The sequence below is a fragment of the Rhizobium sp. 01N48 genome (assembly GCF_056399145.1).
On the sequence record NZ_JBFTQT010000002.1, the window covers coordinates 512,226 to 522,895 of the forward strand.

The 10,670-nt window shown below is 61.5% G+C and carries 11 protein-coding genes; 4 read left to right on the plus strand and 7 right to left on the minus strand.

The annotated features are described in order from the left end of the window. Window positions 1-135 precede the first annotated feature (135 nt). From AC1DOG_RS05975 to AC1DOG_RS05990, 4 genes are read right to left on the minus strand one after another with little or no spacing between them, the layout of a single operon-like run. Complete coding sequence (locus AC1DOG_RS05975) at window positions 136-1,176, minus strand: ABC transporter substrate-binding protein (RefSeq protein ID WP_112943256.1); 1,041 nt, start codon at window positions 1,174-1,176, stop codon at window positions 136-138. Then, window positions 1,173-1,961, minus strand: coding sequence for an ABC transporter ATP-binding protein (locus tag AC1DOG_RS05980; RefSeq protein WP_477927056.1), 789 nt, complete (start codon window positions 1,959-1,961; stop codon window positions 1,173-1,175). Before AC1DOG_RS05980 ends, AC1DOG_RS05975 begins: the two co-directional genes overlap by 4 nt. Beyond that, window positions 1,958-2,782, minus strand: a complete 825-nt coding sequence (locus tag AC1DOG_RS05985) for an ABC transporter permease (RefSeq protein WP_112943254.1) — start codon at window positions 2,780-2,782, stop codon at window positions 1,958-1,960. Before AC1DOG_RS05985 ends, AC1DOG_RS05980 begins: the two co-directional genes overlap by 4 nt. Before the next feature lie 33 nt (window positions 2,783-2,815). Continuing rightward, window positions 2,816-3,424 carry a YkoF family thiamine/hydroxymethylpyrimidine-binding protein gene (locus AC1DOG_RS05990; protein WP_112943253.1) on the minus strand — a complete coding sequence of 203 codons (609 nt, stop codon included), beginning with the start codon at window positions 3,422-3,424 and terminating at the stop codon, window positions 2,816-2,818. 400 nt (window positions 3,425-3,824) lie between these two features. Here AC1DOG_RS05990 and cysP point away from each other — a divergent pair, with 400 nt between their 5' ends. The 4 genes from cysP (at window position 3,825) to AC1DOG_RS06010 (ending at window position 7,680) form a co-directional block, all read left to right on the plus strand. Further along, entirely contained in the window at window positions 3,825-4,811 is a 987-nt protein-coding gene (gene cysP, locus AC1DOG_RS05995; protein ID WP_112943252.1) for a thiosulfate ABC transporter substrate-binding protein CysP, read from the plus strand. A 105-nt stretch (window positions 4,812-4,916) separates the two neighbouring features. Continuing rightward, window positions 4,917-5,738: a sulfate ABC transporter permease subunit CysT gene (cysT, locus tag AC1DOG_RS06000; RefSeq protein ID WP_112943251.1), complete on the plus strand. Its 822-nt coding sequence runs from the start codon at window positions 4,917-4,919 to the stop codon at window positions 5,736-5,738. 2 nt (window positions 5,739-5,740) lie between these two features. Then, window positions 5,741-6,649 (plus strand): sulfate ABC transporter permease subunit CysW, encoded by a 909-nt coding sequence (cysW, locus tag AC1DOG_RS06005; RefSeq protein WP_047504281.1) that lies wholly within the window; start codon window positions 5,741-5,743, stop codon window positions 6,647-6,649. Then, window positions 6,646-7,680, plus strand: a complete 1,035-nt coding sequence (locus AC1DOG_RS06010) for a sulfate/molybdate ABC transporter ATP-binding protein (RefSeq protein WP_112943249.1) — start codon at window positions 6,646-6,648, stop codon at window positions 7,678-7,680. Before cysW ends, AC1DOG_RS06010 begins: the two co-directional genes overlap by 4 nt. Window positions 7,681-7,694: 14 nt before the next feature. On the opposite strand, the gene AC1DOG_RS06015 is transcribed toward AC1DOG_RS06010, so the two are convergent. The 3 genes from AC1DOG_RS06015 to AC1DOG_RS06025 are packed head-to-tail and all read right to left on the minus strand — an operon-like array spanning window position 7,695 to window position 10,638. Beyond that, window positions 7,695-8,447, minus strand: coding sequence for an ABC transporter ATP-binding protein (locus tag AC1DOG_RS06015; RefSeq protein ID WP_112943248.1), 753 nt, complete (start codon window positions 8,445-8,447; stop codon window positions 7,695-7,697). Further along, on the minus strand, window positions 8,441-9,505 hold the full coding sequence (locus AC1DOG_RS06020; RefSeq protein WP_162725051.1) for a FecCD family ABC transporter permease: 1,065 nt from the start codon (window positions 9,503-9,505) through the stop codon (window positions 8,441-8,443). The genes AC1DOG_RS06015 and AC1DOG_RS06020 overlap by 7 nt, the downstream gene beginning before the upstream one ends. Before the next feature lie 2 nt (window positions 9,506-9,507). Beyond that, on the minus strand, window positions 9,508-10,638 hold the full coding sequence (locus tag AC1DOG_RS06025) for an ABC transporter substrate-binding protein (protein WP_113168156.1): 1,131 nt from the start codon (window positions 10,636-10,638) through the stop codon (window positions 9,508-9,510). Window positions 10,639-10,670 lie beyond the last annotated feature (32 nt).

Genomic DNA, 10,670 nt, shown 5'->3' on the forward strand with positions numbered 1-10,670 from the left:
TCCTCTCGACGAAGCCTGGCTTGCCTCGCTGGCAAGTGAAATGGAAAGAGGCGACGTTCCGGAAACGCCGCCTCTTTTCATACAGTGAAGGTTCTGCCGCGAGATTCCGCGACGACTTTTCGGTCGATTTCTAACTCAAGCAGCGTCGAGCGGGATATTGCTGAAGTACGGCGCGAAATCCGGCGCTGCTGTAAGTGTCTTGCCATTGGCATCCTTCAGTATTTTCGACTTGAAGAGATAGTCGCCGATCGCCGTCATCTTGGCCGGATCGATGCGGCCGGTGATGCCATCCGGTGTGCGGAAGTAGTGTCCGTCGATCAGCGCCTTCAACGAGGCCTTGACCAACGCGGGATTGGTCAGTGCGTCGCTATTGGCCGCGATCATGAGCTCGACCGCGTCGTCGGGATGATCCACCGCGAACTCGAAGCCCTTGCGCGTCGCCCCCAGGAAGACGCGGGCGAGGTCCGGCTTCTCGTCTAGAAATGCCTGGCTGGAGGCAAGTAGCGTCGTGTGCTCGTCCGGAACGCCATAATCGGAGTAGCGAAAGGCGCGTTGCTTCATCCCCTCGAGTTCCGCCTGCACGCCCTCCCAGGTGTAAACCTCAAGCGTGAAATCGACGCTGCCGTTGGCGAGCGCCTGATAGGCGGAGGTGCCGAGCGTCACGGTCTCGAATTCGCCCTTGCCGCCGTCATGGCGGATGAGCGAGCCGATCAGCGCGTTCTCCCAGGCGCTGCCGAAGCCGCCATAGGTCTTGCCGTCTAGATCTTTGGGGCTGCGAATGTCGTCGCGATCGGCATTGAAGACGAGACGTCCGGTCTCTGTCTGGACGACGGCGTAGGTCGCCACCAGATCGGCGTCTGCCGTGCGCTGGGCCATGAGGCCAATGGTGCCGACAATTCCGAAATCAGCGACATGGTTGGCGACGAGCGTACCTGCCGAAGTGTCCGTGTAGGGCAGGATCTCCACGTCGAGGCCCGCATCGCGGTAAAATCCCTTGTCGCGGGCCACGAAGAGGCCGATGTGGTTGGTATTCGGCGTCCAGTCCAGGGCGACCTTGACAGGGCGCTTCTCCTCGCTGCGGGCCGGCTTCGACAGAAGCGGCGATATTGGCAGCGTCAGAGCAAGCCCTGCGGCCGAAGCCAAGGCTGCGCGGCGGGTCAGCATCGCGTTTTTCATCGTGGTTCCTCCAAGTTGGTCCTTGTGGCGTCGTTCGGGGCATTGAAGAGCGTGTTGAGAATGTCGGCCTCGATCTCGGTCGCGCGCGCACGCGCCGCGCCGTCTAGTATGCGCGGGCGTGGGAGATCGATGGTGATCTCGCGGATAACGCGGGCCGGGCGGGGCGAAAAGATATAGATGCGGTCGGAGAGATAGACCGCTTCGCGCACATCATGGGTGACGAGCATCGCGGTCCAGTCATACTGCGACCACATCTCTTCCAGCCAGCGCTGCATGCCCGCGCGTGTCAATGCGTCGAGCGCGCCGAATGGTTCGTCGAGCAACAGCATCGGCTTGTCCTGGACCACGGTGCGCAGCAGTGCCGCGCGCTGCCGCATGCCGCCGGACAATTCCGCCGGATAATGTTGCTCGAAGCCGTCGAGGCCGAACTCGGAAAACAGCGGCAGCACCCGCCGGCGCGCCTCGGCGCGGTGTATGCCTTTAACCTCGAGACCGAGCGTGGTGTTGTCGACTATGCGTCGCCACGGCATCAGAGCGTCGCGCTGTGGCATGAAGGCAAAGGGGCGGATTGTTCCGTTTAGCATATGGCCTTCGAAGCGCATGCTGCCGCCATCGGGTTTGCGAGCGCCGGTGAGCAGCTTGAACAGCGTGGATTTTCCAGAGCCCGAGGGCCCGAGAATGGAGACGAATTCGCCGGGTTTGACTGTCAGAGAGATGTCCGACAGCACTGGGGTTTCGTCGTAGCGGCAGGTGATGTGATCGAGTTCCAAGCGCAGCACGGTCATCGGCCGCTTCCCTTTCCGCGTCTCGCCCATGGCATGGCTAGGTGTTCGGCGATGACGGTGAGGGAAAACAGCGTGAGGGTCAGCGCGGCGCTGACGAACACTGCGGCCAGTACCAGGTCGGGTCGGAAATTGTTCTTGGCGTTCAGCATGTAGATGCCGAGCCCTTTGGCAGCACCCGCGTATTCCGCGAAGATCGCGCCGACGACGGCGTAGGTGATGGATATACGCAGCCCAGCGAAGAAAAAGGGCAGGGCGGATGGCAGGCGGGTAAGCAGGAACTGCTTCCAGCGCGGCGCGCCCATCGAGGCAACCAGTTGCTGCAGCTCGTCCTCGGTCGATTGATAGCCCTGGCAAAGCGCCACCAGAATCGGGAAGAAGGTAACGAGCGCGACCAGCAGGATCTTCGGCATCAGGCCGAAGCCGAACCACAGAACGATCAACGGCGCGATGGCGACCAGCGGCAGCGTCTGGCTGATGATGAAGAGCGGAAACAGTGCGCGACGCAGGGACTTGCAGAAGTCGATCAGCACCGACAGGGTGAAGGCGCCCGCAAGCGAGCAGCCGAAACCGGCAAGCGTGGCCCTCAATGTCGGGAGCGTATTGTCGAACAGGGCCTGCCGGGACTGGAAGGTCTGCGCAAGCACGCGGGACGGCGCGGGCAAGGTCGTGGGCGAGATGCCTGACAGGCGGACATAGGCCTCCCAAGCTGCCACCAAAAGGCAGACGGCCGCGATTGCCGGCAGGGCCCGGCTCAGAGCGGAGCGGATGTTGTGTTGCAGGCCGTGAAAGACCTGCCGTGAAGGCGGGCGTGATATCGACATGGAGCAACCGTTTGGGCGAGCCTGGGTCGGCGCTTAGCGCTTGGACGGGCTGTTTGCCGAGACGGTAAGGTCGATCGTCACATGGCCCGCCGGCGGGCCAAAGCGCACCAGCGCCTCATGCACGGTCGCGAAAACCGCGCCGGTGTCGCCGCGCAGCTTCGTGCAGAAGTTCTTCGATTTCTCGAAGACACCGGAATTCTTCAGGAAGTCGATGCAGCCGTAAATCTCGCCCATGTGGCCGTCGATCCCGAGCGTATAGAGCGAAAACTGCGCGGCCGTTTCCTGGCCGATAACAGGCGCGTCCTTGACCGCCTGGTGTGCGCGGGCCTTGCGCTCATCAAGCGGCGCCATGGGGCCGGTCAGTTCGGGCGTCTGGCAGATCGGATCGTCAGGCTCGCCGGGGCAGCCGCGCGAAATGGTAGCGTGCAGGACGCAATGCTTGCCGCTGCTGGCGGCTGCCGCAAACAGATCGCGCATGGCGGCGAAGACGACGTCGGGCGTGCCGATGATCAGCGTCGAAATGTCGTCCGTCTCGATCCGCAGTCTGTCACGATGGGGATCGAGCGCAGAAAGCGCATGGGTGATGACACCGACGAAATCGTCGGTCATGGGATATAGTGAAATCTGCGCGCCGGAAAACATCGCTCTACCTCGCTCCGCTGGCATTATCCAGATCAGCTTGAGGGTCCACGATCATGCGACCGTATCTCAGCCCCGGCATTACGGAGCACCCCTGTGATGCCAGGGTGATACGCCAAAGCCTGACCGAGCGCAAGGGCTATGTATTGGGCCGGTGAGCCATGACCTCCCGCCGATCGTCATGCGGCAGGCTCAAGTGCCCGATACTCGAAAAGCGTTTTATTGGCAGAGGCTTAGGAAAACGTCGCGAGAAGGGCGGAACGTCGATGAAGTAAAACCGACGCGAAATATGGCAAAAAAAGGACAGAATTTCTAAGCCGGTCCGCAACCGGGGGCGGTGGTTCCTCGCGATCAGGTCGCCTTGCGATTAGTTTCACCGCACCACAAAACACCGGAGCGATAGATGAAACGCCTTCTCATTCTCGGCACAGCGCTTGCCGCCCTCTTTTCCGTTCAGGTCCGTGCCGAAGAGCCTACGAAGCTTCTGAACGCATCCTATGACGTCTCGCGCGAGCTTTTCGCCTCCGAGAACGAAGCCTTCATCAAGCAGCATCCCGGTGTGACCATCGATCAATCGCATGCCGGCACTTCCAAGCAGGCGCGCTCGATCATTGAGGGGCTGGAAGCCGACGTCGTCACCTTCAACCAGTCGACGGACATCGATTTCCTGGCAAAGAACGGTTTCGTCTCCAAGGATTGGACCAAGGCGTTCCCGAACAACGCTTCGCCATTCTACTCCTTTCCATCCTTTCTGGTGCGCGCCGGCAACCCGAAGAACATCAAGGACTGGGACGATCTAGCGCGTGACGACGTGCATGCGGTCTTCCCGAACCCGAAGACATCGGGCAATGCGCGCTACACCTATCTCGCCGCCTATGCCTGGGCCAAAGAAGCCTACAAGGGCGACGAAGGTAAGATCGAAGCCTACATCACCAAGATCTTCGACAACGTGCCGGTCTTCGACACCGGCGGCCGCGCCTCCACGACGACCTTCGTCGAGCGCGAGACCGGCGATGTCTTGATCACCTTCGAAGCGGAGACGCGCGGCATCGAGAAGCAGTACGGTTCCGACAAGGTTCAGGGCGTGATCCCGTCCGTCAGCCTGCTTGCCGAGTTTCCCGTCGCTGTGGTCGACAAGGTCGCCGCCAAGCATGGCACCGAGACGCTTGCGAAGTCCTATCTCGACTTCCTCTACACCGAGGAAGGCCAGCGGATTGCCGCGCAGTTCGGCCATCGCGTTCGCGATGAGAAGGTGATCGGCGAGTTCAAAGATCAGTTTCCAGCGATCCGTCTCGTAAATGTCGACGATACCTTCGGCGGCTGGGAAAAGATCCAGAAGGAACACTTCGCCTCCGGCGGAATTCTCGACAAGCTTTATGGCAGCCGGTAAGCACTAACTGGATATCACATCTCTTGGCCCGGCTGGCCTTTGCCTGCCGGGCCACTTTCGTCATCGTGCTTATAGAGCAGGACTTATGAAACAGGGAATGACCGCTTGAGACGCAATGTCCTGCCCGGATTACGCCTGTCGCTGGGTGTGACCCTTCTCTATGTCGGCCTTATCGTCGTCTTGCCTCTGGCTGCCCTGGTGTTCAAGGCCGCAAGCCTTGGGCCAGAGGACTACTGGCGCATCGTGTCATCCTCGCGCGCGCTGGCCAGCTACCGGGTGACGGTGTTTTCCGCGCTCGGCGCCACGATCTTCAACTTGTTTTTCGGCTTCGCGCTTGCCTGGGTGCTGACGCGCTATCGCTTTCCCGGCTGGCGGCTTGTCGATGCGATGGTCGATCTGCCATTTGCACTGCCGACCGCAGTGGCCGGTATCGCGTTGACAACGCTGTTTGCGGCGAACGGCTGGTTCGGATCCGTGCTTGAAGGCATCGGCATCAAGGTTGCCTATACGCCGATCGGCATCATGGTCGCCATGTGCTTTACCAGCCTTCCTTTCATCGTCCGTACCGTGCAGCCGGTTCTGGAAGATCTCGACCCCGCTTACGAAGAGGCTGCGCAGTCGCTGGGTGGTTCGGACTGGACGATCTTCCGCAAGGTCATGCTGCCGCTGTTGACGCCGGCGCTGCTCGCCGGCGTGTCCTTGTCCTTCGCCCGCTCGCTCGGCGAATTTGGCGCCATCATCTTCATCGCCGGCAACCAGCCGATGTCGACGGAGATCACCGCACTTCTCGTCTTCATCCGGCTCGAGGAGTACGACTATCAGGCGGCCGCGGCGATCGCCTCCGTCCTGTTGCTGACGGCCTTCGTCATGCTGGCGCTGACCAACTGGATGCAGGCGCGGGCGCTGCGATACACGGTGAGGAACTGATCATGAGCAGCATTCCCACCCGCCGCAAACCGCCGCGCGTCGGCGATCAGCCGATCGTCAGGCGCACCTTGATCAGCCTTGTGCTGATCATCGGCGCGTTCCTCATCCTGGCGCCGCTCGTCATCATCGGCGTCGAAGCCTTCGCCAAGGGCTGGCAGGTCTACAGCGCCACAATCAGTCATCCCGATACGCTGCATGCGATCATGCTGACGGTGCTGACCGCGCTGATCGCGGTGCCCATCAACACGGCGTTCGGCGTCGCGGCCGCATGGTCGATCACCAAATTCGATTTCTGGGGCAAGCGCTTCCTGCTCGTGCTGATCGAGGTGCCGTTCTCCGTATCGCCCATCGTCGCCGGCGTTGCCTATCTCTTCGTCTACGGGCTGCAGGGCATCTTCGGGCCGACGCTTGAGGCCTATGACATCAAGATCCTGTTCGCGATCCCAGGCATCGTGCTCGCCTCGATGTTCGTGACCGCGCCATTCGTCGCGCGCGAACTCATACCGCTGATGCAGGCGCAAGGGCGCGATCTCGAAGAAGCGGCGACGTCACTCGGCGCGTCCGGTTGGCGCACGTTCTTCTCGGTCACGCTGCCGAATATCAAATGGGCGATGCTCTACGGTGTGGTGCTTTGCAATGCGCGCGTGATGGGCGAGTTCGGCGCCGTCTCGGTGGTCTCGGGCAATATCCGCGGCCAGACGAATACGCTGCCGCTGCACATTGAGCTGCTTTATCACGATTATCAGGCAACCGGCGCCTTCGCCGCCGCCTCGATCCTGGCGGTTATCGCCATCTTCACCATCATCGCCAAGGTGGCGCTCGAGCGCCAGGGAGCCGGCCGCCGCTCCAGCAGCGCCAAGCCCGCCGCGCGTCCTGTCCTCGTTGCCCAGCCAGCAGAGAAAAACTCATGAAGATCCGCCTCGACCACGTCGTCAAAACCTTCGACACGTTCCGCGCCGTGCGCGACGTCTCGCTGGATATTCGCAGCGGCGAACTTCTCGCGTTGCTGGGGCCATCGGGTTCCGGCAAGACCACGATCCTGCGCATGGTCGCCGGCCTCGAATATTCGGATGGCGGCCAGATATTCTTCGGCGATCAGGATGCGACCGACATTCCGGTGCGCGATCGCGGCGTCGGCTTCGTCTTCCAGCACTATGCGCTTTTCCCGCACATGACGGTCGCCGAAAACATTGCCTTCGGCATGAAGGTGTCGAAGGTCAAGCGCGACAAGGCCGCGATCGTAGCGCGCGTCACCGAACTGCTCCGCCTCGTGCGGCTTGAGGGGCTGGGCGACCGGTTCCCGGCGCAGATATCGGGCGGTCAACGCCAGCGCGTGGCGCTGGCCCGTGCGCTCTCGGTCGATCCGAAAGTGCTGCTTCTGGACGAGCCGTTCGGCGCGCTTGACGCCAATGTGCGTCACGACCTGCGCCGCTGGCTGCGCGAGATCCACCACGAGCTCGGCATCACCACCATCTTCGTGACCCACGACCAGGAAGAGGCGCTCGATCTTGCAGACCGCGTCGTCATCCTGAAGGACGGCAAGATCGTTCAGGAGGGCACGCCCGAGCAGGTCTGCCGTGATCCGCAATCGGCCTTCGTGATGAAATTCCTGGGTGATGCCAACGTGTTGCCGGCCGAAATCCGCTCCGGCGTCGCCTATACCGGTGGCGCTTCGGTCGCGGCACCCGGTATTGCCGATGGCACCGGCGAGATCTATGCGCGCCCGGCCGATCTCGATTGGTCAGGGGACGGTCCCGGCATCGGCGCCAGCGTCGACCGTGTGCTCGACCGGCCGGATGGTCGCCGCATTCTGGCGAGCACTGAAAGTGGCGCTCAGCTCGAATTCAATGTCGAGCCCGAGCGTGCCGTCAAGGCGGGTGACCGCGGTTTCGTCACCGTCCGTCGCGCCAAGGTCTTTGGCGCAGCGAAGGTTGCAGTCTAGGCAGAGCTAACCCATCAGATCGCGCCGTCGACGATGACCAGCGGCGTTCCCTGCGAGCAGTGTTCGATCCGAGCGTCGATCTTGTAGATATCGCGCAGCATGGTCTTGGTGATCACGTCGCTGGTCTTGCCGCTCGCCGCCATCTTGCCGTTGCTGATGACGACGGTGTTCTCGCAATAGCGCAGTGCGTGATTTAGATCGTGAAGCGCGATGAGGATGATCATGCCATCGCGCTTGGCGGTGGCGGAGATGAAGTCCAGAACCTCTACCTGCCGGTGGAGATCGAGCGCCGAGGTCGGCTCGTCCATGAGCAGGACTTCCGGATTGCGAATGAGCGCCTGGGCAAGCGAGACCAGCTGGCGCTGGCCGCCGGAAAGTTCGCCAAGCCCACGAAACGCGAGTTCGTCGATGCGCAGCGCCTTCAATAGCCGGTCGATTGCCGCCAGCTCCTCGTCGGCAACCCTCCAACCGCTGCCCTGCTTTGCCGACAGTAAGACCGACTCGTAGACTGTCAGAACCGCATTGGCGCCGGTGTCCTGCGGCATGTAACAGATCGTTCGCGGACCGGCCTCGGTATCGGAAAGCTCGACCAGCCCCGGCCCCTTGATCAGCGAGGCGATGCGCTTGAAGAGCGTGGACTTGCCGGCCGCGTTGGGCCCGATGATCGCGGTCACGCTGCCGCCGCGAAGATCGTCGATCCCGACATCCTGGAGAACCTTGACCCGACCATAGGTCGCGCCGACACCTTTTAGCGCGAGCGCTACCATGCGCGTCTCCTGTTGCTAAAAATGAGGACGAAGAAGAACGGCACGCCCACCAGCGCCGTGATCACGCCGATCGGCAGGATGGCGCCTGGAATGAGCATTTTGCTCACCACCGATGTTACGGACAGAAGAAGCGCGCCGCAGATAACGGCCCCCGGCAAGAAGAAGCGCTGATCCTCGCCGACGACCATGCGCGCTATATGCGGACCGACCAGCCCAACGAAGCCGATCGTGCCGACAAAAGAAACGGGGATGGCGGCGAGTAGGCTGACAATCATCATTGTCTGCAGCCGCAGGCGCCGCACATTGACGCCCATGCTGGCCGCCTTGTCGTCGCCGAGCCGTAGTGCGGTCAGTGCCCAGGCATCCTTCATGAACAAGGGGACGGTCACTACGAGGATGCTCGCCGTGAACCAGACCTTCGGCCATGTCGCCTTGGTCAGACTGCCCATGGTCCAGAACACCACCGCTGCGAGCGCCTGCTCGGAGGCCAGATACTCGAGCAGCGACAAGGCTGCGTTGAAGGTGAAGACCAGCGCGATGCCGAGCAGCACGATGGTCTCGACGCTCACACCTCGCATTGTCGAGGCGAAATGAATGAAGAGCGCCGCGGCCATCGCCATCAGGAAGGCGTTGAGCGGCACCATGTACTGGATGGCGCCGGGAAACAGCGAGACGCCGCCGACCAGCGCGAGCGCCGCGCCGAAACTCGCCGCGGCCGAGATTCCCAACGTGAACGGGCTTGCGAGTGGGTTTGAGAGGATGGTCTGCATCTGCGCGCCGGCAACCGACAGCGATGCCCCGACCGTGACCGCCATCAGGGCGATCGGCATGCGGATATCCCAGATGATCACCCGAAGTTGCGCGGCCACCGCACTCGGATTAGCAAGTGCTGCAAGCACGTCCGATAGCGAATAGTTGGCCGGACCGAGCGCCATATCGAGCGCGATGCTGACACATAGCGCGATAGTGAGCGCAAGCAGGATCAGGATGCGGCGCAAAGCAAGGGCGCGATATTGCACGCGCCCCGTTGCCGATGTCTCGATGGCACTCACAGCCATTCTCACATCTCCTTCAGAGAGACGAAGTAACCCTGCTTGTAATCCAGCGGCAGGAAGCGGGCGTGAAGTTCCTTGAAAGTCGCTTCAGGATCGAGGTCTGTGAAGAGATCGGGATGCAGCCACTTCGCCATCTCCTGTATCGCGACGAACTGGTAGGGGTTGTTGTAGAACTGATGCCAGATGGCATGCACATTGCCGTCGGCAACGGCCTTGACGCCGGTGAAGGCCGGACGCTTTGTCAGAGCCTCAAGCTTGCGGCGGGCTTCCTTGAGATCCGCGCCGTAACCGACACCAACCCAGGCGCCGCCCGGGACGTATTTATCCCAATTGCCGCCGGTCACGATGATCTGATCCGGGTTGGAGGCGATGACCTGCTCGGGATTGACCGTTCCGAATGTGCCGGGGATGATATCCTTCGCCATGTTGATGCCGCCGGCGATTTCGACCATCTTGCCGAAGTTCTCGTTGCCGAAAGACATGCAGCAATCATCAGAATAGCCGCCGGCACGTTCCACGAAGACCACAGGTTTCTTCGGATTGTTCTTCTCGATCACATCTGTCACGCGCTTGATGCTGTCGGCGCGGAACTTGATGAAATCTTCGGCGACCGCCTCCTTGCCCATCAACTGGCCCATGACGCGCATGCTTGGCTCGGTGTTTTCCATCGGCTTCTCGCGGAAATCCACGTAGACGAGGGGAATGCCGACCTTGCCGAGCTTTTCGATATAGCCTGCTTCTTCCGTCGCTGTCTTGGCGTCGATGTTCATCAAGATGACGTCGGGCTTCAGCGCCACGGCCTGCTCGATATCGAAAGTGCCATCCTTCATGCCACCGAATGTCGGCAGCTTGGCGATTTCGGGATACTTGGCTAGATAGGCGTCATAGGATTCTGGATCCGCCTTCGGTAGATCGTCGCGCCAACCGACGACGTGTTCGAAAGGGTTCTCCTTGTCGAGCGCGGCGAGGAAGTAGATCTGCCGGCCTTCGCCGAGAATCATGTGCTTTACGGGCGTGTTCACCTCGACGCTTCGCCCTGTCACATCCTTGATGGTGACGGTATCGGCCAGGGCCGGCAAGGCGGTCGACATGAAGAGGGCTGCTGCTAGTGCGTGGATTTTGCCAGCGAGGCGCATTTTTGGGTCACTCCCTTGGAATTGACCCCGTT

Coding starts and splice junctions, on each gene's coding strand:
- AC1DOG_RS05975 (WP_112943256.1), bottom strand. CDS start 1,176: ATGAAAAACGCGATGCTGACCCGCCGCGCAGCCTTGGCTTCGGCCGCA.
- AC1DOG_RS05980 (WP_477927056.1), bottom strand. CDS start 1,961: ATGACCGTGCTGCGCTTGGAACTCGATCACATCACCTGCCGCTACGAC.
- AC1DOG_RS05985 (WP_112943254.1), bottom strand. CDS start 2,782: ATGTCGATATCACGCCCGCCTTCACGGCAGGTCTTTCACGGCCTGCAA.
- AC1DOG_RS05990 (WP_112943253.1), bottom strand. CDS start 3,424: ATGTTTTCCGGCGCGCAGATTTCACTATATCCCATGACCGACGATTTC.
- cysP (WP_112943252.1), top strand. CDS start 3,825: ATGAAACGCCTTCTCATTCTCGGCACAGCGCTTGCCGCCCTCTTTTCC.
- cysW (WP_047504281.1), top strand. CDS start 5,741: ATGAGCAGCATTCCCACCCGCCGCAAACCGCCGCGCGTCGGCGATCAG.
- AC1DOG_RS06010 (WP_112943249.1), top strand. CDS start 6,646: ATGAAGATCCGCCTCGACCACGTCGTCAAAACCTTCGACACGTTCCGC.
- AC1DOG_RS06015 (WP_112943248.1), bottom strand. CDS start 8,447: ATGGTAGCGCTCGCGCTAAAAGGTGTCGGCGCGACCTATGGTCGGGTC.
- AC1DOG_RS06020 (WP_162725051.1), bottom strand. CDS start 9,505: ATGGCTGTGAGTGCCATCGAGACATCGGCAACGGGGCGCGTGCAATAT.
- AC1DOG_RS06025 (WP_113168156.1), bottom strand. CDS start 10,638: ATGCGCCTCGCTGGCAAAATCCACGCACTAGCAGCAGCCCTCTTCATG.